This window comes from Apilactobacillus ozensis DSM 23829 = JCM 17196, assembly GCF_001435995.1.
Lineage (GTDB): Bacteria > Bacillota > Bacilli > Lactobacillales > Lactobacillaceae > Apilactobacillus > Apilactobacillus ozensis.
In genome coordinates this window covers 32,384-54,801 of the sequence record NZ_AYYQ01000001.1, presented here as the reverse complement: position 1 = coordinate 54,801, position 22,418 = coordinate 32,384, and the positions used below count along the sequence as shown (strand labels likewise).

General features: G+C 33.0%; 20 protein-coding genes and 1 riboswitch. Of the genes, 11 read left to right on the top strand and 9 right to left on the bottom strand.

Annotated features, from left to right (window positions below):
• Positions 1-14: 14 nt before the first annotated feature.
• Entirely contained in the window at positions 15-566 is a 552-nt protein-coding gene (locus FD06_RS00270) for a sugar O-acetyltransferase (RefSeq protein ID WP_056965522.1), read from the top strand.
• 235 nt (positions 567-801) lie between these two features.
• Complete coding sequence (locus FD06_RS00265) at positions 802-2,352, top strand: BCCT family transporter (RefSeq protein WP_082605229.1); 1,551 nt, start codon at positions 802-804, stop codon at positions 2,350-2,352.
• 47 nt (positions 2,353-2,399) lie between these two features.
• Here FD06_RS00265 and map read toward each other — a convergent pair whose 3' ends face one another.
• Positions 2,400-3,194, bottom strand: a complete 795-nt coding sequence (gene map, locus FD06_RS00260; protein WP_056965521.1) for a type I methionyl aminopeptidase — start codon at positions 3,192-3,194, stop codon at positions 2,400-2,402.
• 166 nt (positions 3,195-3,360) lie between these two features.
• Here map and FD06_RS00255 point away from each other — a divergent pair, with 166 nt between their 5' ends.
• Positions 3,361-4,236 carry an alpha/beta hydrolase gene (locus tag FD06_RS00255; RefSeq protein WP_056965520.1) on the top strand — a complete coding sequence of 292 codons (876 nt, stop codon included), beginning with the start codon at positions 3,361-3,363 and terminating at the stop codon, positions 4,234-4,236.
• 109 nt (positions 4,237-4,345) lie between these two features.
• Entirely contained in the window at positions 4,346-5,743 is a 1,398-nt protein-coding gene (locus tag FD06_RS00250; protein WP_237757205.1) for an MFS transporter, read from the top strand.
• A 49-nt stretch (positions 5,744-5,792) separates the two neighbouring features.
• On the opposite strand, the gene FD06_RS00245 is transcribed toward FD06_RS00250, so the two are convergent.
• From FD06_RS00245 to FD06_RS00230, 4 genes are all read right to left on the bottom strand, one after another.
• A complete protein-coding gene (locus FD06_RS00245) occupies positions 5,793-7,709 on the bottom strand; it encodes a M13 family metallopeptidase (protein WP_476726726.1) in 1,917 nt (638 codons plus the stop codon).
• A 94-nt stretch (positions 7,710-7,803) separates the two neighbouring features.
• Complete coding sequence (locus FD06_RS00240; protein WP_054657303.1) at positions 7,804-8,715, bottom strand: glycine betaine ABC transporter substrate-binding protein; 912 nt, start codon at positions 8,713-8,715, stop codon at positions 7,804-7,806.
• Between the two features lie 14 nt (positions 8,716-8,729).
• Positions 8,730-9,581 carry an ABC transporter permease gene (locus FD06_RS00235; RefSeq protein ID WP_420834739.1) on the bottom strand — a complete coding sequence of 284 codons (852 nt, stop codon included), beginning with the start codon at positions 9,579-9,581 and terminating at the stop codon, positions 8,730-8,732.
• 10 nt (positions 9,582-9,591) lie between these two features.
• On the bottom strand, positions 9,592-10,791 hold the full coding sequence (locus FD06_RS00230; RefSeq protein WP_056965518.1) for a quaternary amine ABC transporter ATP-binding protein: 1,200 nt from the start codon (positions 10,789-10,791) through the stop codon (positions 9,592-9,594).
• 260 nt (positions 10,792-11,051) lie between these two features.
• Here FD06_RS00230 and FD06_RS00225 point away from each other — a divergent pair, with 260 nt between their 5' ends.
• From FD06_RS00225 to FD06_RS07630, 4 genes are all read left to right on the top strand, one after another.
• Positions 11,052-12,089, top strand: coding sequence for a YibE/F family protein (locus FD06_RS00225; protein ID WP_237757204.1), 1,038 nt, complete (start codon positions 11,052-11,054; stop codon positions 12,087-12,089).
• On the top strand, positions 12,086-12,841 hold the full coding sequence (locus tag FD06_RS00220; protein ID WP_054657301.1) for a YibE/F family protein: 756 nt from the start codon (positions 12,086-12,088) through the stop codon (positions 12,839-12,841). The genes FD06_RS00225 and FD06_RS00220 overlap by 4 nt, the downstream gene beginning before the upstream one ends.
• Positions 12,842-12,984: 143 nt before the next feature.
• Positions 12,985-14,250 (top strand): M20/M25/M40 family metallo-hydrolase, encoded by a 1,266-nt coding sequence (locus FD06_RS00215; protein WP_056965516.1) that lies wholly within the window; start codon positions 12,985-12,987, stop codon positions 14,248-14,250.
• Positions 14,251-14,269: 19 nt separating this feature from the next.
• Positions 14,270-14,797 carry a hypothetical protein gene (locus FD06_RS07630; protein WP_056965515.1) on the top strand — a complete coding sequence of 176 codons (528 nt, stop codon included), beginning with the start codon at positions 14,270-14,272 and terminating at the stop codon, positions 14,795-14,797.
• A 30-nt stretch (positions 14,798-14,827) separates the two neighbouring features.
• On the opposite strand, the gene FD06_RS00205 is transcribed toward FD06_RS07630, so the two are convergent.
• From FD06_RS00205 to FD06_RS00190, 4 genes are all read right to left on the bottom strand, one after another.
• Entirely contained in the window at positions 14,828-15,493 is a 666-nt protein-coding gene (locus FD06_RS00205) for a VIT1/CCC1 transporter family protein (RefSeq protein ID WP_056965571.1), read from the bottom strand.
• Between the two features lie 39 nt (positions 15,494-15,532).
• Entirely contained in the window at positions 15,533-16,228 is a 696-nt protein-coding gene (locus FD06_RS00200) for a VIT1/CCC1 transporter family protein (protein ID WP_269147719.1), read from the bottom strand.
• A gap of 116 nt (positions 16,229-16,344) precedes the next feature.
• The gene (gene dapF / locus FD06_RS00195; protein WP_056965514.1) at positions 16,345-17,319 is read right to left on the bottom strand and encodes a diaminopimelate epimerase; all 975 of its coding nucleotides are present in this window, start codon (positions 17,317-17,319) and stop codon (positions 16,345-16,347) included.
• Between the two features lie 22 nt (positions 17,320-17,341).
• Entirely contained in the window at positions 17,342-18,703 is a 1,362-nt protein-coding gene (locus tag FD06_RS00190; protein ID WP_056965513.1) for an aspartate kinase, read from the bottom strand.
• Positions 18,704-18,906: 203 nt separating this feature from the next.
• A riboswitch (Lysine riboswitch) is annotated at positions 18,907-19,092 on the top strand.
• A 126-nt stretch (positions 19,093-19,218) separates the two neighbouring features.
• Here FD06_RS00190 and lysA point away from each other — a divergent pair.
• From lysA to FD06_RS00175, 3 genes are read left to right on the top strand one after another with little or no spacing between them, the layout of a single operon-like run.
• Positions 19,219-20,526, top strand: a complete 1,308-nt coding sequence (gene lysA, locus FD06_RS00185; protein WP_056965512.1) for a diaminopimelate decarboxylase — start codon at positions 19,219-19,221, stop codon at positions 20,524-20,526.
• A 25-nt stretch (positions 20,527-20,551) separates the two neighbouring features.
• Positions 20,552-21,262, top strand: a complete 711-nt coding sequence (gene dapD / locus FD06_RS00180; RefSeq protein ID WP_056965511.1) for a 2,3,4,5-tetrahydropyridine-2,6-dicarboxylate N-acetyltransferase — start codon at positions 20,552-20,554, stop codon at positions 21,260-21,262.
• A 6-nt stretch (positions 21,263-21,268) separates the two neighbouring features.
• Positions 21,269-22,417: an N-acetyldiaminopimelate deacetylase gene (locus tag FD06_RS00175; RefSeq protein ID WP_054657293.1), complete on the top strand. Its 1,149-nt coding sequence runs from the start codon at positions 21,269-21,271 to the stop codon at positions 22,415-22,417.
• Position 22,418 lies beyond the last annotated feature (1 nt).

Here is a 22,418-nt window from a genome sequence, read left to right as displayed (position 1 = left end):
GTGTTTTTATTTCTATGTCAACAGAAAGAGAAAAAATGACTAAGGGTGAACCATATCAACAATTTGACCCCGAGTTGCAAGCTAGAAGAAAATACATTCGCCAAGAGCTAAAAAAAGTTAATAACTATGATGATAATAGTAAAGTTAGCGAACACCTAGCCCAACTATTCGGTGATTGTGGAAAAGACTTATTTGTTGAAACTGGGGTCGAGTTCGACTATGGATATAACATTCACGTAGGCGACGAATTCTATGCTAATTATCATTTGACTTTATTGGATACTTGTCCAATAACAATTGGTAATCATTGTTATTTTGGACCTGATGTTGGATTATATACACCAGTGCATCCAATTGACCCTAAACAAAGATTAGCTGATGTGGAACTAGGTAAACCAATCACAATTGGTGATAATTGTTGGATGGGTGGCCATGTCACTGTCTTACCAGGCGTTACTTTAGGAAATAATGTTGTAGTAGGGGCTGGTTCAGTAGTTACGAAGTCATTCGGCGATAATTTAGTAATTGTAGGTAATCCAGCCAAAGTTATAAAAACAATCGATTAATAGTTATAAATGTTGATTTCTGGGCTTTTTAGCATTTTACATATTTTTTTATATGTGTATAATAATAGTTGAAATCTAAAAGTTATTGAATTTTAGCATTTGTATGACCTTAAAAAAGCTATACAGATGGCTCGTTATTACGATCCTATTTGTATAGCTTTTTGTGTATAAAGTTTTTAATATTCTGAGGAGGATTATTATTTTAAAAAGTAAAAATATTGACAAGCTCGTCTTTATTCCTACTGTAGTATTATTTATCATAGTTTCTGGTTTACTAATGGTTGGAGGCCATTCCTTACAAGGAGTGCTTAATTCAATTTTAAATTGGATTACCACTCAAATGGGTTGGGGATATATGTGGGTGTATGCAATTAATTTTGTATTTTTTATCTACATTATATTTAGTAAGTACGGAAACATCAGACTAGGCAAAAAGGAAGATAAACCTACATATAGTAACTTCCAGTGGGGTAGCATGGTTTTTGCTACAGCAATTGATGCAAGTATTTTAATGTTAAGTATGGTTGATCCATTAAGATATGTTCAGCATCCAACCGGTGGAGTTAAGCCTTTTTCTGAATCTGCCTATAATTTGGCGCATATGTATGGTCAGTTTAATTGGGGTCCTATGGCATGGTTAATGTTCGGGGCGCCTACAATTGCGATTGGATACATGATGTACAACAAGCATCGTCAAATTCAATCATTAAGTGATGCCATCACTATTTTAGATGGTGATGAAATGTGGAAAAAGACAGCTAAACAAGTTGTTAACATTTTAGTCGTTTTTGGTATTATGGGTGGGGTTGGAGCATCTGTTGGAATGGAAATTCCAGTTATCTCAAATGTTTTAAGTTCATTGACCGGAATACCCGATAATTTAATGTTAAAAGTTGAATTATTTGCAATATTATTTGTTATCTTTTCAGTTACAGTCTTTCGTGGACTGAATGGTGGAATTGATAAATTGAGTAATGCACACATTTGGACCGCCATTATTTTCCTAGCAATTGTATTGTTGATAGGACCAACTGTTTACATTTTAAATTCTGAAACTAATAGTTTTGGATTAATGATTCAAAAATTTATTCCTATGAGTTTAAATACGGTGCCAAATGGCCATCCGGGAATTGCGCAACAACAAACAATTTTCTATTGGGGATGGTGGTTGTCATACATGCCGTTTATGGGATTGTTTATTGCTAGAATTTCTCGTGGTCGTACCATTAGACAAGTGCTAGTGGGGATGCTTACTTATGGAGCTTTAGGTTGTATGAGTTTTTATGCCATTTTGGGTGGATATTCACTATGGCTGCAAAAAACAGGAACGGTTGATTTAGTGCATATTTTAAATACACAAGGTCAAGCTGAAGTTATTTCTGCAGTTATTTCAACATTACCAATGAAATTTATTATGTTTGCAATTTATTGTGTTTCTTGTTTTATTTTCTTAGCTACTACCATTTCTTCATCGGCCTTTGTTTTATCTTCATTTACTAGTTTAAGATTAAAACAAGGTCAAGAACCTAGTCGATTAAACCGAATGACTTGGGTATTCATCTTTATTATCTTCTCATTCAGTTTAGTTTTAGTTGGTGGATTTGAAACAGTTCAAACCTTCTGTACGATTGCTGGGTTCCCACTGATGTTTGTCTGTTTATTAATTTTAATGTCAGTCTTTAAAATGATTACTAAGGATGAAACTGTAAAATATCGTCGTGTACCAATCATTAAACGAAAAAATAAAAAAGATTCCAATCAAGAAGGAATCATTGAAAAAGATTAATAACATAAAAAAGTGTTGGTTATTATTATAACCAGCACTTTTTTAGTTCATAGCATGTATTTAGCATCAGCAACGTGATCTTGTGATGTTAAGATTTTAGGACCATCTTTAGTAATAGCAATGGTATGTTCATATTGAGCTGAGTTAGTACCATCAGCTGAAACATAATATGTCCAATCATCTTTTTTATCATAGCGGTCAGTAATTTCCCAAGTTCCTAGGTTGACCATTGGTTCGATGGTAATTGTCATACCTTCACGTAGACGCATACCTTGACCTTTTTCACCATAAGCAGGGACATTTGGTTGTTCATGCATGGTTGGTTGAATACCGTGACCAATTAGTTCACGAACATCACCCATGTGATTTTGGTTTTCGATGTAGTCTTGGCAAGCAAAACCAATGTCACCTAGGCGGTTACCGATTACAGCTTGATCAATTCCGCGATATAAAGCATCATGACATACTTGCATTAATTTTTTATTTTCATCAGAAATTTTACCGACAGCGTATGTCCAACATGAATCACTTTCAAAACCATCTTTATTAACGGTCATGTCGACTTTTAAGACATCGCCTTCCTTTAATAATAGGCCTTTACGTGGAATTCCGTGGGCAACTTCATCGTTAATAGAGATACAAGTACCGAATTTATAGCCATCAAAACCTTTTTCAGAAGGACGGGCACCATGTTCAGTAATGTATTTATTAGCTAATTCTTCAATTTTCCAAGTATCTAGACCTGGTTTAATAATCTTTTGTAATTCTTTATGAACACCGGCTAAAACAGCACCTGATTTAGCCATCATTTCAATTTCTCTAGGTGATTTTAGTGTAATCAAGATAATTCTCCTTTATTGCATTGAGTGAAACATTATTAATAAGTTCCCTGTATTCTAATCTACTACAATTCTTATTATATTGCTAATTTATTAATAACCATTAGAATTAGTGTAATTTTTTTAAATCTTTAGTATCATTAATATGTAAATACAAGGGGGATTTTTTGTGAGTAAGACAGCGAGAACCAATTTAATTTTATGTATTTTAACAGTTATAGTTGGAATTTTTGCTATATTTTTTGCTTTTCGTAGTGATAAAATGATAAAAAACGGTATCAAAAATGGAATTGGAACACCCACAATTTATGTACACGGATTGAATGGATCTTTAAAATCAACGAACCATTTAGTAACTGTTGCTAGTCGTGATGGTGGAACTAAAGCGCTAATTGTTCACATTGCTAAAAACGGTGATTTAAGCTATGAGGGACATTTAGATAAACACATGAAAAATCCACTAATTCAAATTGATTTTAAAAATAACGATGCACCTGTTGCTAAGCAAGTAGAGTGGCTACATAATGTATTGATTAATTTAAAACAGAAATATCATTATGATAATTATAATGCGGTTGCACATTCTGCTGGTTGCGTATCAGTGTTACAAACAACTGCTTTATATGGCTACGATAGCGACATGCCACAGCTGCAAAAGTTTATTTCAATTGCGGGACCATATAATGGGGTTATCGGAATTAATGATCGTCCACATTCAAATGTGATTATTAATGATTATGGAAAGCCTCAGTATGAAAATCTTTCAAATAAGTGGTATCCAGCTTACAGTGAATTATTAAAAGAGTGTAATGATTTTCCTAAAGGCGTTCAGGTATTAAATATTTATGGAAATTATAGTAAAATGCCTAATTCAGATGGATATGTATCGATTCCATCAGCACGTTCCTTGCAGTATTTAGTGCACAATAAAGCTCAAAGTTATCGAGAAATTCAAATTAATGGTAATAACGCTCAACATAGCCGATTACATAGTAATCCAGTGGTTGACCGACTTACCAGTCGCTTCCTTTTTGATAATAATTAATAATAAAGTCCACATTATTTGTGGGCTTTATTATTTTACATATTTGAATTACCGTAATAAAATTAAATTAATTATTAGTTTGTAAAGATTATAATTAAGGGGCGGTTTTTTGAAAAATAAACTTAGTGGTTTGAACGCCAAGTTATTTATAACGGTGTTATTATTAGGCAGTTTTACAATGTCAATTAGCCAGTCTTCGATTTCCACAGCGTATCCAACTTTGATGAATTATTTCAAAATTGATGCTAGTACGGTTCAGTGGTTAACAACTGGTTTTATGTTGATTATGTGTATTATGATGCCGGTTAGTCCATGGTTATTGAATAACGTTAAATTTAAGTACTTATTTTTGTTTATCTTAGCTTTATTTGATTTAGGAACATTGATTGTAGTCATTGCACCCAATTTTCCAACCATGATGTTAGGACGAGCAATGGAGGCCATTTCAGTTGGAATCTTATTTCCGTCCTACCAATCAGTAATGCTATATATAACACCTAAAGAAAAACGCGGTAGTGTTATGGGTTTTGCCGGTTTAGTAATGGGTTCAGCTTTAGCTTCAGGACCGATTATTTCAGCTATTGTATTACATTTTACGACCTGGCGGGGATTATTTGTTTTCTTTATGGTCGTTATTTCGATTTTATTTATCTTAGCTATTTTTACAATTAAAAGTATTATGCCCAAACAGCCTAGTCATTTAGATTTGTTTTCAGTTATATTGTCATTTGGATTTATTGGTATTTTATATGTTGTAAATATGATCGGTAAAAACAATATTAATTTATTTTCAACTCTTGGTATTTCAGGAATTAGTTTAATCGCAATTATATGGTTCATCAGACGACAATTAAATTTATCGACACCGTTATTAAATCTGTCAGTTTTGAAAAATTTTAATTACGATTTGTCAGTTGGGTTAACAGCAGCATCCTACATTTCATTGATTGTAGTGACCATTATTTTTCCATTGTACTATCAAGAAGTTCTAGGTGTTTCAAAATCAATGTCCGGATTGGCATTAGCACCGGGAGCTATTTTCCTAAGTATCTTAAATCCATTTACAGGTAAATTAGCTGATAAATGGGGTTTTAAAAAAGTTATGTTGACTGGGATGCTAATGATTTTATTAGGCTGGTTACTGCTAGTTATTTTAGGTCATAATACAATTCAATTATTACCAATGATGATAATTGCGGCAATCATTGAAGGTGGGAATGCATTTGTTATGATGCCAGCAGTTACCATGGGGGCTAATTCTTTGGATAAAGATTTAATTTCACATGGGACCGCCTTTATTACGACTTTTCGCCAGATTTTAGGCTCTACTGGTGTATTAGTAGCCACGCTAATTTATACTAATGTTACTAATTTTAAAGCAGCGAGTGGATTATCTTATTACTTAGCGCAAAAGAGTGGATTTCATACTGTGTTTATCGTATTTTTCATATTAGAATTTGTAGGCTTAGGCATGGCACTACTTTTAAAAAATACTAAAAAAGCATAGTAAAACAAAAAGACCTGAGGATTAATTTTCTCAGGTCTTTTTACATTTATTACCAAATTTGTACACGGTCAGCTGGTTTTAAGTACATCTTATCTTTTTCAGTTACATTAAACGTAGTGTAAAAGTCATCTAAGTTTTTAACTTGTACAGTGGCTCTTAGTTCCGATGGAGCATGGACATCGATAGAAAGGAGTAACTGCTTGATTTGTTCAGTAGACTTATTACGCCAAATACGTGCCCAGTTGATGAAGAATTCACGTAGATTACAATCATCTTCACCCTTAGCTGCTTCTTCGGCACAGCTTAAACCACCTGCATCGGCAATGTTTTCAGAAACAGTCAATTTACCATTTACCTTTTGTCCAGCAAATTCGATACCGTCAAATTCTTTAATCATGTTTTCGGCTAATTTACCAAAGTATTCGTGATCTTCCTTGGTCCACCAATTAGCTAAATTACCATGTTCATCGAAATTGGAACCATTATTATCAAAGGCATGGGAAATTTCATGTGCCATTACAGCACCAATACCACCGAAGTTTTCGCTAGAAGATTGTTTTAAACTATAGAAAGGTGCTTGTAGAATAGCTGCTGGGAAAACAATTTGATTTTCAGTAGGCGAGTAATAAGCGTTAACCATATTAGCACTCATTCCCCATAAGCTACGATCAACTGGTTTATGCCATTTGTTCATGTTATCTTCAGCAATTAGTCGATTTATTTTCTCAGTGTTTTCAAATAAGGTGCCGCCATCTTCTTTTGTAGTTACCTTAAATTTAGAAAATAATGGATTGATTTTATCTGGATATCCAACATGAATACCTAAAGCTTTTAACTTAATAATGGCTTTTTCTTTAGTGCTTTCACTTAACCAATCGTTATTTTGAAGACGTTTTTCATAAACGCCAATCATTTTCACAACCATGTTATAAACGTCTTGTTTAGCTTTTTCACCAAAGTATTTTTTACCGTAATAATCGCCAACTACCTGGCTAAAAACATTAGCAGCAAAATTATAAGCCGCTTTTTCCTTACTTTGGGCCTCTTTACGACCTGATAGAGCTCTTGAAAATTCACCACTTGTTTGTCGATATTCTTCATTTAATGAATTGCTAAATGAATTGACAGTTCTGACTAACATCCAGTTTTTCATATCATTGAAAGTATCATCATTAACAATTTTGTCTAAATTATCCAAGAATTTGGGTTCAGTAACGATGGCTTCATCAGGAACTTGTCCAATTAATGATTTAATAGCATGTTTTAAGTCAATAACATTGCTTTTATCGGCAATATCATCGAAATTCATTGGATTATAGATGTTTTCAATATCAGCTTTTTGTTCAGCGGTTAAAACATATGGAGCTATAGAACGGTCAAATCGTTCAGCTGCTTGCCAAATATTATTAGCTTGAGCGTCATTATATCCTACCATTTTTAAAAGCTTAACACTCATATTTTTAAAGACATTCATCAACATTACACCTTGTTGATTATCTTTATCATAATAGCTACGGTCAGGTAAGAATAGGGGACCACCATCAACATATAAAACATTCATTTCGGCTTGTTTCATATCAGCTTCGACACCAAAATCAATTGGGGTAGGCAAGCCAGATAGAGTCCAGTCTCCAAACTCTTCGTTTAAATCGGCAAAAGATTTGATTGATTCAACTCGTTTTAGAATTGATAATAGTGGTTTGACACCGTCAGCTTCTTTTTTATCGAAGTCAGTAGCTAAGTCATAATATTTTTTAAATTCCACCATTTCACTATTTTCAGGCTTAATTTGACCAGCTTTTAAATCCGCAAAGTCTTTCATTAGTGTTTTTTCAATATTATCCACTAAATCCATAAAGCCACCAGTTGAAGCATGGTCGTTAGGAATAACAGCTTTCTTTTCCCATTCACCATTAACAGCTTTATAAAAATCAATTTTTAATTCTTGTTCGTTTATTTTATCCAAACTATTCACCTACAATTTATTAGAAATTCATACATTTTTTTAATGATAATATAATAAAAGACAATTCACAAGTACAGTGAATTGTCTTATTAGATTATTTTTTAAGTAAATCTTCAATTGAATTAATGTTTTTCATATATTTTGGAACAGCAAGTCCAACTTTAGCACCGTTCAAGTTTACCCCAACATCATCAACTTTATCTTTGTATTGCTTATAATAAATACCAGCAGTATTAGGTAACCATGCTGATAAAGTGGCGTCAGCTTTATTAGTTGCGACTGAAATCCACATTGGTTGCATTTCCATTGCTTGAATGGTTGTTTTGTAACCCATGCTATCCAGTACTTGAGCTAAAACATTAGTGGAAGCAATTTCAGAATCCCATGCTACATAAGTTAATTTAATTGCTTTACCATTACCTTTAGCAGCACCTCTAGTCCATTCAGCGACTAGTTTTGGATTTTGTTTAATGAAATCACTAGCTGCTTTTTTAGGATCAACTCCGGCATTAGTCTTTAACATTACTTGAGACATTTGCTCAGGAGTCCAATGGAATTGTTTCATGATTTGATATGCCCCGGGAGCATCTTTACTTAGACCTTTTCTTGCAATGGTGTGAATTTGTTCAGCTTTACCATATACATTCTTAGGGTCTTTTAAAAATTTAATTGGAAACTTAGTAAACATCCAATGTGGTTGCCAACCAGTAACTACGATGGGTTGTTTGTATTTGATGGCTTTATCTAAAGTACTAGTCATAGCCGCGGTAGAACTAGTTTGTAATTGCCATTTGTTTTGACGTAAGTCGTATGTGTTCAATGCTTTTTGAGTGGAAGCCATAATTCCGGCTCCGGCATCAATACCAGTAATTGTATAGTTAATTTGTTTTCCTAATTTTTCTTTAGGATTGTAGGCAGCTGGTTTGCTGCTACTACAAGCTGATAATGTTGAAGCAAGAAGAATCACTGACAAAGCGGCTGCAATAAATTTTATTTTTTTGTACATATAATTCTCCTCTCTTATTTAATATTATCGCGTTTTGATTTGTTGAAAGCTTGCGTAATTCGGTCAAGGATGATTGCTAAAATAACGATTGAAATTCCGGCAGCAAAACCAGAACCAGCATCATTTCGACCAACCGCAAAGTATACTTGTGAACCTAATCCCATAGCACCAATCATTGAAGCAATAACAACCATTGATAGGGTGAGCATCATTCCTTGATTAACTCCAGACATCAAAGTAGTTTTAGCCAGTGGCAATTGAACTTTGATAAGTTTTTGCCAACCAGTTGAACCAAAAGAGTCAGAAGCTTCAATTAAATCTTCTGGAACCTGTTTAATCCCTAAGTTAGTCATTCTAACAACTGGAGGTAGAGCAAAAATAACTGATGCAATAACTCCCGGTACCATTCCGATTCCAAATAGTGCTACTGCTGGAATTAAGTAAACAAAGGCTGGCATAGTTTGCATAAAGTCTAGAATTGGTTTAAGAATTAAATTAACGGTACGACTTTTGGCCATCCAGATTCCCAAAGGAATTCCAATCACTACAATGATTAGACTAGAAGTTAGCACTAGGGTTAACGTTTGAGTCATATCACGCCAGTAACCTTGATTTTGAATCAATAATAGTCCAACTAATTCAAAAACCATTAATCCCCAGTGCTTACTTTTACGTAGTGCCCAGTAGGTTACACCTAATACTAAAATAATGAATAACCAGATGGGCAGCAAATCGAAGAACCATTGAAAAGCATTTACGATAGCACCAATAAAGTTAGTTATAGCATTGAAAAAGCCATTAAATTGAGTTAACCAGTTAACAAAAGCATTAATCCATTTTGCTAACGGAATTGTTGGAACGTTCATAGTCATAAAATTAAACATTATCTTGCACCTCGTTTCCAGAAATTGCTTCAAGAATAGAGCTTCTAATGATAATACCTAATAAGCGGTTATTTTTATCAACGACCGCAAATGGGACAGGAGAAGTTGAGATTTGGTTTAAGAAATCATTAATTGGCGTGTCTGGGTGAATTGTTGGCACATTGGTGTTGATAACACTAGTAATGTCACGTTCACCTTTTTCAATTAATTTATTAATGTTATCAGCATCGACAAGTCCTTTAAAGTCATGTTCAGAATCAACCACGTAAGCACTAGAAATTTCGTTGCTACGCATTTGTCTTAGAATACTACGCGGACCGTCTTTTTCAATATTGATGGCATTTGGTCTAATCATTACACGACTAGCGGTAAGAATCTTGGTACGATCCACATCTTCAATGAATTTTTCAACATATTCATTTTTAGGTTTTTGTAAAATGTCTTCCGGTTTACCAGTTTGTACGATGTTACCGTCACGCATAATCATAATGCGGTCACCGATACGTAAAGCTTCGTTTAAATCATGTGAAATAAAAATAATAGTTTTATGCAAATGAGCTTGCAATTCTAATAGTTCATCTTGCATTTCTTTACGATTCAAAGGATCTAGTGCTGAAAAGGCCTCATCCATCAAAAGAATTTCAGGGTCATTAGCTAATGCACGTGCTAAACCAACACGTTGTTGCATTCCACCTGATAATTGATCTGGGAAACGGTTATCATATCCATGTAAACCAACTAATTCTAGTGATTCGTGAGCTTTTTCTTCACGTGTTTTTTTATCGACACCTTGAATTTCAAGTCCGTATGCTGTGTTTTCTAGAATTGTTCGGTTAGGGAATAGAGCAAAGTTTTGGAACACCATACTCAATTTCTTTCTTCTAATTTCTCGCAATCCTTTTTTATCTAAATCGGTAATATTTTTACCGTCTAATAAGATTTCACCATCGGTAGGTTCAATTAGACGATTAAGCATTCTAATTAATGTTGATTTACCACTACCTGATAATCCCATAATTACGAATATTTCATTATCGTTCACAGTAAAATTAGCTTTGTTCACACCAACAGTACTACCGGTTTTTTCTAAAATTTCGGCTTTTGATTTGCCTTCTTTTAGCATTTCTTTGGCACGTCCGGCATGACGACCAAATATTTTGGTTAAGTTATTAACGTTAATTTTTGTGCTCATAAAATCCTCCTTTGATAAATATTTAAAAAACAAACAGAAACAATTATTACAAAAATCGACCTACTATGTCAAATAATCTGCATGGTGGCGGGGCTTTTTTCATGTGATAAATAAATTTTTTAGTTAAAATAAAAGCGTTAACATATGTTAAAATCAAGTAAATAAATACAATGATGAGATGATTAAAATAAATGAAAAAAATAATTGATAAAATTCCTTTAAAATTAATTTTCTTATTTTTATTATTGGGGATATTTTTAATGCTATTTGTTAAAAATGATGCTTTCCTATATCGACAACCAATTGTTCGAATTGATAGTGCCCAATTATTACATAAAAATAAAATAACTGATTCTTTTCAAAATGAAGATACCAGTTATAATCAGAAATTAGTGGGAACCGTTTTAAATGGAAAATATAAAAACAAAAAAGTAACCATTAATAATAGTTATAGTGATTCTCAAGCTATGGATAAAAAATACAAAAAAGGTCAGCAAGCATTTGTTATTATTCATAAAAATCCTAATTTAAACGTTACAATTAAAGACTATAAACGTGACGTTCCAATTGTGTTTGTATTATTTCTAGCAATTAGTTTAATGGTTATATTTTTGAAAATGAGCGGAATTACTGCAATTGGCAGTATAGTTGTTAATACATTGTTGTTTATTTTAGCTTTATTGCTAAATAACCACGGAAATGGTGCTGGAGTAGTAATTATATTCAGCATATTAGCAATAGTTTTTTCCACCGTAACTTTAACGATGATTTTAGGCTTTAGTCGTCAAATGTGGATCACATTATGCTCTACTTTGGCCTGTACATTTGCTTCGGTATTAATTGGATTGGCTGTTTTTTCCGTTACGCACGAAAAAGGTATTTTTTATGAATCTATGCAATACGTTACGCAATCACCAAGGCCCTTATTTTTAGCAGGAACCCTAATTGGATCTCTAGGAGCAGTCATGGACGAATCTACTGATATAATATCCTCGCTGTTTACTCTAAAAAATGAGCACCCACAAATATCTAAAAAGCAGATTTTCAAATCGGGCCAAAACATTGGTAAGTCTATTATGGGACCCTTGGTAAATGTATTATTCTTTATTTTTATGGGTGAGACTCTACCGATGGCAATTTTATTTTTAAAAAATGGAAATAGTTGGGGATACTCTTTTTCTATGAATATGTCATTAGGAATGGTGCAAAGCTTGATTAGTGCAATTGGAATAGTGTTAGCGGTACCGGTTTCTAGTTTATTAACAAGTATTTTTATTAAAGAAGGTGGCAATAAATGAGTTCAATCGCACTATTAGGGATTATTTTACTTATATTAATGGTTTTAGTAGGTGGTTGGCAGGGCTTTAATTCCTTCATAAGCTTACTGTTAAATTTTGGGTTCTTATTTTTATCGATTGTTTTAATATCTTTTCATCTCTCACCACTATTCGTTACGTTAGTAGTTGGAACAATTTTATTGTCACTAACTATCTTTTTGAGCGGTGTTAACGATGAAACTGGCAAATTAGCTTTTTATTCTTCATTGTTAGTCCTATGTATTTTAGTAATATTAATTATTCCAATTGAATATTGGTCACAAGTACAAGGTTTTGGATTAGAAGATAGTGATGACTTAGAAGGTATGTCTTTGATGATAGGAATTAATTTTGTAAAAATATCCATTGCAACGGCGGTACTAAGTACATTAGGAGCCATTGCTGAAGCAACTATGGCAATTGCCTCTGGATTAGGTGAAATCAAAGAACAGCATCCAGATATAAGTAGTAAGCGACTACTTTTTGATGGTTTCTTTATTGGTAAGCAAATCATTGGAACCACATTGAACACATTATTCTTTGGGTTATTTGGTGGGATGCTGGCACTTTTTATTTGGTTTTTTGGTTTAAATTATTCTTTCGGTAATATTTTAAACGATAAAGTATTTAATGCTGAATTTATTATTATTTTATTTTCCTTAATTGGAGTAATAATATCAATTCCAATTACTTCAGTAGTAATAGCTCATAACTGGAAAAATAAACACATTTAAAGCATTCTTTTTATTTTCTAAAAGAATGCTTTTTAATTTGCTGTTGATAAAATTCTAATTACCACATATAATATCATTTAAATTTAATAATATTTTAATTTTAATGTTATTTTTAGAATGCTTAAATCTTGAGGAGGATTTATATGAAAAAGAATGAAAAATTACAAATACTTAGAGATCTAGTTAAAATCAATACGGTGAATAACTACGAAGAAACAGTTGCTATTTACGTTAAAGAGTTGCTATCATCTTACGGTATTTCCTCCTCAATCATAAAGCAAGCTCCTAAACGTTCTAATTTAGTTGCCGAAATCATTAACAACGATGGTCCAGTATTAGGATTAAGCGGTCACATGGATATAGTTAGTGAAGGTGATGTTGACAGTTGGAAAACTGATCCATTTGAACTTGTAGAACAAGATGGAAAATTATATGGTCGTGGTACTAGTGATATGAAAGCTGGCGTGGTTGATTTAATAATAGCTTTTATTGAGCTTTCGATGGATAAATTTAATGGGAATGTGCGTTTATTGCTTACTATTTCAGAAGAGTTAACTGAGGAAGGTGCTAAATATTTATCAGACCTCGGATATGGTGACGATTTAAAAAGTTTGATCATTGCTGAACCAACGGGTGTATCAACTGATAGTTTAAAAGAATACGTAAATAGTGATGGCGTTAAAATCAATTCGGAACTTAAACAAACTTTGCTTGCTAAAAGTGATTTGAATGTGTTTGATGAACAACACTTTATCATCACTGCTCATAAAGGTTGGATGACTTATACGGTTACGTCAACTGGTAAAGCGGCACATTCATCAATGCCCAGCATGGGAATCAATGCAATTGATAATTTAGTTAAATATTATTTGGCAGAAAAGGTATTTTATAATTCTCTAACTGAATATGATGAAGATTTGGGCTATACAGTATATGCACCAGATATTATTCGCGGTGGCAAACAAGTTAATAGTATTCCTGACAAAGCATATCTTCAGGTAAAAGTTAGAACAATTCCACAATTGCCAAACGAAGAATTAATTGAACGTTTGCAGGCAATTATTAATCGTTTAAATCAGCAACCAGGCGTAAATTTATCACTTAAAGTTGAATATAATGAATGTCCGGTAAAATGTCACAATAATACTGACATCGTTGAAATTTTTCAAAACGAAGCGAAATTAACTTTAGGCGAGGCTATGCCGTTACCACAAGTGGGCGTTTCATTGGGAACTGATGCTTCCGAATTTAGAAGAAATAATCCTAATTTAGATATAGTGATTGTTGGGCCCGGTAACACCACTGCTCATCAAGCTAATGAATACGTTGACTTGGAAACTTTTTATAATATGACTGATTTGTATTTTAATGTTGTAGTGAAATTTTTTGAAAAAAACTTGGTAAAATAATAAAAGTATAAAATAAGGCATGCATTTTGAATGCATGCCTTATTTCTTTGATATAATTAATATATTAGGAGGGGATAATATTATTATATATTTAATTTTACTTTACCTTATTTTGTTCGTTGGATTGATTGCACTGGTCGATTTATTTTTAAAAGCGCATAAACTACATAAGCCTTTGAAAGAGAGCTTATTAGTATATCTACAAAATGATAAAAGCAGATTACAACTACAATTTTTTGATAAAGTTGCGATGTTTTTGTTAGCTTTTATCCTAACTTATGCAGTTCTAAGTCTATTTTTCCCTGAAATAGCAAATAGCTATGCATTAATTTTTCTTTTAATTGCTGAAATTGTTTTTGCATATGTTAAATTTATGACATATAAAATCAACGTTAAATTCTGGCCATATGGTGAAAAGGTTTTTACACAATGGTTTAATTCGTATAAAAATCAGATGATTATTTTTCTAATTGTCTTTCTACTAGTTGATGTTTTTGTTATGTTTGTAGCTTTAATGTATGCTCAAAATTTTAGACTAATAAATTAAAAAGCATCATGCCTAGGCATGACGCTTTTTTTAAAATTGATTCATTAATTTTCCTAAAGTGTAGTGAATAATCATAGTTAAGATACCGATGATAATATTTCTAACTACGGCAGTTTTAACTAATCCGTCGCCTAGCTTAGCACTTAAATATCCAGTTAAAGCTACTGATAAAATTACGGCACCAATGGTTCCAGGCCAACGATATATTCCTGGAATCAAGCTCATTGCTAGTAGTGGAAAAATTCCACCAGCAGCAGCTGAAATTAGAGAAGAAAAGGCAGCGTGCCATGGATTCATATAATGACCTAATTGGATACCATATTTAGTGTTAACCACAGTTTCTAAAGGCTTTTTGTTTAGCAATTCTCGAGCAATTTCAGTTGAAGTTGCTTCAGAAATACCACGATTCATATAATATTTTTTAACTGATTGGATTTCTTCTTCAATATTATTTTTTAACAATACTTGTTCATTGTTAACAGCTGAACTTTCAGCGTCCCTTTGTGAACTAACAGACGCATATTCTCCCGATGCCATTGAAAAAGCACAAGCTAATAAATCTGATAAACCAGCAATAAAAATTGTAAAGATATTAGGAGTTGCTACAGCGACTGAAAATAAGACTCCGACAACCGTCAATATACCATCGTTTGAGCCTAAAACACCCGCTCTTAAAGTGTTTAATTTTTCACTCATGGTTTGTTTATTTTTCTTACTTTTCAAATTTTGCTCCTCCTATCCGTGTGAAATAATTCCAACTAATAATCCGATTAAATAAGTAACAATCATAGTTAACATTCCAGAAATTATATTTCTTGCAACTGATTTGAAACGGTTAGCATGGCTTAAGATAGCTGCTACATACCCGGTAATTGATAATGCAATAACAACTGCAATAAAAGTTGCAATGATTTTTATCTTGGGTGGGAACAAAGTAATTGCCAATAGCGGTAAAACAGAACCAGTAGGGAATGAAATCATTGATGCAATGGCTGCTGCATAAGGACTAGTAAATTCATTAACGTTAAAGCCAAAACGTTCACGTACAGTAGTTACTAAAGCATCTTTATTCATCATTTCGGTAGTAGCTTTATTAGCCAATTCATCTGAAATTCCGGTACTTTTATATTTGTTCTTAACAAAATTAAATTCTTCGTCATAATTAGATTTTAAAGCATTTTTTTGACGCATTACGGCTCTTCTTTGCGAGTCTTTTTCAGTATTAACTGATACATATTCGCCCATTGCCATGGAGACAGTTCCGGCAATCATACCAGCAATTCCTGAAATAAATATGGAAAATGAGTCAGTTGTAGCACCGGCAACCCCAATAACAATCCCGGCAACTGATAAGATACCATCATTCGATCCCATGACACTGGCTCTTAAAATATTTATTTTTTGAGCTAAACTAGTTTTTCTTTTTTTCAATTTATGTATGCCCCTTTAGATTAGAATGATTATTATTTAATAATTAATTCAATGATAATCCTTATTATTAAAAAAGTAAAGCAAAACAAAAAGAACTCCAAATTTGGAGTTCTTTTTTATAGATTATTTACAAATGCCTGATAATATTTTTCTTCGCCAGTAGCGTTAATTTGAGCATTTTCAAAATTTTCATTAATCAAATCTTGTTCACTAATCTCAATTTTGTGTGTAATTGTGGCATTACCAATTAAATTGATTTGGTAGTTATCGTTAACCTTTTTAACGTTAGTTTTAACCATCCCACCAGGATTATAGACGGTAATATCATTGTTTTCATCGCAAAGATCAGGGTGATTAATTAAGAATGCCAATGACGTTGATGACATGCCAGTTCCACATGCGTTAGTGAAACCAACGCCACGTTCAAACGTTTTGACGAAAAGTGCATTTTTATCAATTATCTTTGCAAAATTAATATTTACACCATCAGGAAAATATGGATTTTTGGCATTTAATTTAGTCCCAAGTTCTTTTAAAGTATCGTTATTTAAATCTTCATCCTCTACGAAACTAATTAAATGTGGATTAGGAACGGCAATCGCTGTAAATAGTAAGTGATTGCTTAGTTCTGGTAATTTTTGATTAATTATTTCATCATGCTTTAAGTTTTTAAAAGGAAAAGCATCATCTTCAAAGCGGATTGGTGAAATTTCAACGCTAAAAGCAGGCACTTTTTCGCTTAAATCATCTTTTTTACCAACCTCAAGGTCAGCATTCAAAGTTTCTACTTTGAAATTATTTTTATTGTATTTCTCAGATAAGTATCTTGAAACAGTTCTTAGACCATTACCGCACATAGAAGCAATACTTCCATCTGCATTTACTACGATCATCTTACCTAAACAATCTTTATGATTAGATTTATCAACGACTAAAATACCATCAGCGCCGTGTAAAAAGCCACTTTGTTCATTGGTTATTTTACGGGCTAATTGTTGAATATTAGGTAAAGGCATAGGTGAGTTTAATAGTGTTTGGTCCAGTATGAAAAAATGATTTTCTGAACCATGAACTTTTAATAATTGAACCATTAAAATGCACTTCCTTAAAAAATTATTCTTCTAGGAAAAATTCGTTATATATACAGTTTACAGCGTCTTCGGCGTCTTCTTTACGAGTTCCAATCATCATGGATAGTCTAGAAGCACCTTGATTAATCATATGCACAGCAATTCGATTTTGTGCGAGCGGATTTAAGACACGGTCTAAAATACCGGTTTGACCTTTCATACCTTCACCCACAATCATAATAATTGCATAATCATCAATCCATTCAATTTGGTCAGGATTAAGAATGGATTTGATGTCTTGACATATGTTTTCGACGACATTATCAGTTAGCTGTTTCTTATCAAAAATAACTGTTAAATCATCGATTCCAGATGGCATGTGTTCATATGAAATGTTGTATTTGTACAATATTTGCAATAATTTTAGCGTAAATCCAACTTCTTTATTCAATAAGTATTTATGAATATAAAGAGCTGAAAAATGGTCAGAGCCAGCAACCCCAGTAATAACATGCGATGGCTGTGCAATGCCTTGTGGAACGATTTTGGTACCAGGTAGTTCCGGGTTGTTTGTATTTTTAACAGTGATGGTTACATGACCTTCAATCGCTGGAATAATCGCTTCATCGTTGAAAACTGAAAAACCAGCGTATGAAAGTTCACGCATTTCACGATAAGTCAATTTATGAATTGGCATTGGATCATTTACAATTTTAGGATTAGCTGCGTATATTGCATTTACGTCGGTAAAGTTTTCATAGCTTGGAATCTTCAAACCACGCGCTAGAATAGAGCCAGTAATATCTGATCCACCACGGTTAAAGGTAGCAATTTCATTATTGCTAGTAAATCCAAAAAAACCAGGAAAAACTAATTTTTCGTCATCACTATATTCTAGTTCGGATAAATTCTTATAAGTAACTGGAAGTACAGATGCATTGTTAGGATAGTCAGTAACAATGATTCCAGCTTTTTTAGGGTCAATGTATCTTGATTTTATATCTAAATGATTAAGAATCATATTCATTAACTTAGCATTGATTCTTTCACCATGAGCTTTAAATGCTGCCATTAGATAATCATCGTTTGGATAACTACTTTGTGGTAGTCGGTAAATAATATTTTTAAGCTCTTTAATATTTTCTGTAGGTAATTTAAAATAACTAGCAATTTCGCGGTAACGATTAAAAATATCGCTTTGAACTTCAGAATAGTCTTGCTTGCCGATTACTTGTTCAGCATATGTTATAAGTAAATCAGTTACTTTAGTATCTTTAGGAAACCTTTTACCAGGTGCAGAAGTTACTATAACCTGTCTTCTAGAATCATTTTTTATGATGTTAATTACTTTTTCAAATTGAGGCCCACTGGCTAGTGAGCTACCACCAAACTTTACAACTTTCATCATTACTTCACACCTTTATACGATAAAAATTAATTTATTATTAAGATGAATTTTAACATTATAATTTTAATAATCAACTGTAATCGTTGATATTAGGGTACATTTAAGATGGAACTATATAAGTAAATAAAAAATAATTAAAAAAAACGTAAAAAATATGAGAAGATGTATTGAAAAAATGAGTATTTCGTATTATAGTTTTATTTAATCGAAGAGGTCGCAGTCGACAAAAGTAAAATAACCGAGTTATCACATATTGGCTATGAGGTTATTTGAAAGGGGAGATTGCCGAAGAAAGAATTTTATATGTGATTTTTCTTTCTGGGGCTTAGCTTAATAGGCTATGAACTGTCATAAGTATGAAAGCTTATGGGGCGCTATCGACAAAATTATACCGAATAATAGTTTTTTATCTAAAAAATTGGGGGATTCTTTTGTTTAAGCGAACAGAAGAATCCTTTTTTCTAAAATGGATTATTTGTTCGATAACTTCGATAAAAATTATTGGAGGATTTATGATGATTGAAAATGATTTTGATTATGAAACTAGACACAACCACTTAATGATTGGTGGCGTTGATTCCGTTGAATTGGCTCATAAGTATGGAACTCCATTAGTAGTCTATGATGTTTCAAAAATTAGAGAACAAATTAATCACTTCAAATCAGTATTTGAAGATAATCAAGTTGAATACGAAGTTAGTTACGCAAGTAAAGCATTTGCTAGCGTTGCTACTTACCAAGTTATGAAACAGGAAAATTGTCATATTGACGTCGTATCTGGTGGTGAAATATATACCGCTTTGCAGGCTGACTTCCCAATGGATAAAGTTAGTTTTCACGGTAATAATAAGTCTGTTGAAGAACTAGTAATGGCAGTTAAAAACCACGTTGGCGTTATTATATTAGATAATTTTCATGAAATTAGTCTACTAAATCAAGTTTTAGAAGAGCTAAATACAACTACCAATGTGATGCTTAGAATTACACCAGGTATTTCAGCTCATACTCATGAATATGATCAAACTGGTCAAGTTGACAGTAAGTTTGGTTTTGATGTTGAAAGTAAGCAAGCTGAACAAGCCTTAAAGATGGTTCTAGATAATCCTAGAATGAATATGCTAGGCATTCATGCTCACATTGGATCACAAATCTTTGAAGTCAATGGTTTTGTGATGGCAGCTGAAAAATTAGTTGATTTGTCAGCTGAATGGCATCAAAAATTTGACTATCAACCCCAAGTATTAAACGTTGGGGGCGGATTTGGAATTAAATACAGTGAAGAAGATGACCCAATTGCACCGGAAAAGTTTGTGGATGCAATTGTTAAAGCTATAAAAAAACGTTCTAATCAAAAAGGAATTAATTTACCAGCCATTTGGATTGAACCAGGTAGATCGATTATTGGGCCGGCAGGATATAACTTATATACAGTTGGCTCAAGAAAAGATGTTTCAGGTATCAAATCATATGTAACCGTAGACGGTGGTATGGGTGACAACATTCGTCCAGCTTTGTATCAGGCTAAATATGAAGCTGTTATAGCTAATAAAGCTAATGATAAACCAAAAAGCACCCCAGTTAGAATTGCTGGAAAATATTGTGAATCTGGTGACATCTTAATTCAAAATATTAATTTACCACGTACACAACCCGGGGATATCTTAGCAATGTTTGCTACCGGTGCTTATGGATACGCAATGGCTTCTAACTATAATCTTAATTTAAAGCCAGCAGTTGTATTTGTAGAAAATGGCCAAGATAAGTTAGTTATTAAACGACAAAGTTATGAAGACTTAGTCAGACTAGATTTAAAATATTAGTTTTAGATAATTGGAGGAAATTTACATGGCACAATTAGACGCTCAAGAAATTATCAATTTTATTAGTAATGCAGATAAAAAAACCCCAGTGAAAGTTTATGTGAGTGGTAAGTTAGACCAAATTGAATATCCATCTAATATAAAGGCTTTTGTTGAGGCTCATTCCGGAGTTATTTTTGGAGATTGGAGAGATGTTAAAGCCTTCTTAGAAAATAATGCTGATTCAATCGATAATTATGAAATTGAAAATGCTGCTCGTAACTCTGCAGTTCCATTAATTGATATGAAAAACATTAATGCCCGAATTGAACCGGGTGCTGTTATTAGAGACCAAGTATCAATTGGTAACAATGCAGTGATTATGATGGGTGCTTTAATTAATATTGGGGCTGAAATCGGTGATAATTCCATGATTGATATGGGAGTTGTTATGGGTGGACGTGCAATTGTTGGTAAACACAGTCACATTGGAGCTGGCGCCGTGTTGGCTGGTGTAGTAGAACCTGCTTCAGCTGAACCAGTTACAATTGGAGATAATGTAATGATTGGAGCTAATGTAGTAGTCATCGAAGGGGTACACGTTGGTGACGGTGCAGTAGTTGCAGCTGGTGCAGTTGTTACTGAAGATGTTGAACCGAATACATTAGTAGCTGGGATGCCAGCTAGAGTAATTAAAAAAATTGATGATAAAACTAAATCTAAAACTGAATTACAAGATGATTTGAGAAAGTTGTGATTTTATATGTTAAGTTCAAAAGATTTAATTGATATTCGTCGACATTTTCATCAAATTCCAGAATTAGCATTACAAGAGAATGAAACCGCAAAATATCTAAGAGATATAATAGGAAGTTTTAAGCAAGATTACTTAGAATTAAAAACTATTGAAAGTCTACCAACTGCTACCTTGGTACATGTTAATGGTAGCAATCCTACTCGAACAATTGGTTATCGATGTGACATTGATGCTTTACCAGTTACTGAACATACAGGCTTAGACTATCAATCTAAAAATTTAGGGAAAATGCACGCCTGTGGTCATGACATTCATATGACTGTAGCTTTAGGGATATTAAACTATTTTTCTGAACATCAGCCAAAAGATAATTTGGTATTTTTCTTTCAGCCGGCCGAAGAAAGTGAAAATGGCGGTAAGATTGCATATGAGTTAGGCGTTTTTCAGGGTAAATGGTGTCCGGATGAATTCTATGGATTACATGATAACCCCCAATTACCAGCTGGTAGTATTGGATGTCGTATGGGAACCCTTTTTGCTGGAACCACTGAAGTCAATGTTACTTTAAAAGGAAAAGGTGGTCATGCCGCTTATCCACAACTAGCTAATGACATGGTTGTTTCTGCTAGTGAGTTTATTAGTCAAGTTCAAACGGTGATATCACGTAGTATTGATCCAATCCAAAGTGGCGTAATTACCTTTGGTAAATTAACTGCTGGAACGATTAGAAATGTGATTGCAGGTGAAGCTCGAATTGAAGGAACAATTAGGGGCTTAAACCAAAGTATGATTAAAAAAATTGATGCTCGCTTGAAAGCAATTGGTAAAGGAATTGCAATTAGTTTTGATTGTGATGTCGATGTTGAGTTAAATCAGGGTGGTTATTTACCAGTAGAAAATAATCCAGAACTTACCGATAATTTTATTAACTTTATGAAGAACAATAAACAAATTGAATTCATAGAAACTAAACCAGCCATGACTGGTGAAGATTTTGGTTACTTATTGCATAAATTTCCTGGAACGATGTTTTGGCTAGGGGTAGAAGATGATTCGCAATTGCATTCAGATACTTTTAACCCTAAAGAGACATCAATTGAAAAGGGAGTAAAAGCAATCATTCAGTTTATTGAATTTAGAATGAGTAATAATTAGT

What these genes read in the sequence shown, in the direction of transcription:
- dapD (WP_056965511.1), top strand. Translation starts at nt 20,552, where the DNA reads ATGGCACAATTAGACGCTCAAGAAATTATCAATTTTATTAGTAATGCA.
- FD06_RS00215 (WP_056965516.1), top strand. Translation starts at nt 12,985, where the DNA reads ATGAAAAAGAATGAAAAATTACAAATACTTAGAGATCTAGTTAAAATC.
- FD06_RS07630 (WP_056965515.1), top strand. Translation starts at nt 14,270, where the DNA reads ATGCATTTTGAATGCATGCCTTATTTCTTTGATATAATTAATATATTA.
- FD06_RS00205 (WP_056965571.1), bottom strand. Translation starts at nt 15,493, where the DNA reads ATGAGTGAAAAATTAAACACTTTAAGAGCGGGTGTTTTAGGCTCAAAC.
- FD06_RS00230 (WP_056965518.1), bottom strand. Translation starts at nt 10,791, where the DNA reads ATGAGCACAAAAATTAACGTTAATAACTTAACCAAAATATTTGGTCGT.
- FD06_RS00220 (WP_054657301.1), top strand. Translation starts at nt 12,086, where the DNA reads ATGAGTTCAATCGCACTATTAGGGATTATTTTACTTATATTAATGGTT.
- FD06_RS00175 (WP_054657293.1), top strand. Translation starts at nt 21,269, where the DNA reads ATGTTAAGTTCAAAAGATTTAATTGATATTCGTCGACATTTTCATCAA.
- FD06_RS00190 (WP_056965513.1), bottom strand. Translation starts at nt 18,703, where the DNA reads ATGAAAGTTGTAAAGTTTGGTGGTAGCTCACTAGCCAGTGGGCCTCAA.
- FD06_RS00270 (WP_056965522.1), top strand. Translation starts at nt 15, where the DNA reads ATGTCAACAGAAAGAGAAAAAATGACTAAGGGTGAACCATATCAACAA.
- lysA (WP_056965512.1), top strand. Translation starts at nt 19,219, where the DNA reads ATGATGATTGAAAATGATTTTGATTATGAAACTAGACACAACCACTTA.
- dapF (WP_056965514.1), bottom strand. Translation starts at nt 17,319, where the DNA reads ATGGTTCAATTATTAAAAGTTCATGGTTCAGAAAATCATTTTTTCATA.
- FD06_RS00225 (WP_237757204.1), top strand. Translation starts at nt 11,052, where the DNA reads ATGCTATTTGTTAAAAATGATGCTTTCCTATATCGACAACCAATTGTT.
- FD06_RS00235 (WP_420834739.1), bottom strand. Translation starts at nt 9,581, where the DNA reads ATGAACGTTCCAACAATTCCGTTAGCAAAATGGATTAATGCTTTTGTT.
- FD06_RS00240 (WP_054657303.1), bottom strand. Translation starts at nt 8,715, where the DNA reads ATGTACAAAAAAATAAAATTTATTGCAGCCGCTTTGTCAGTGATTCTT.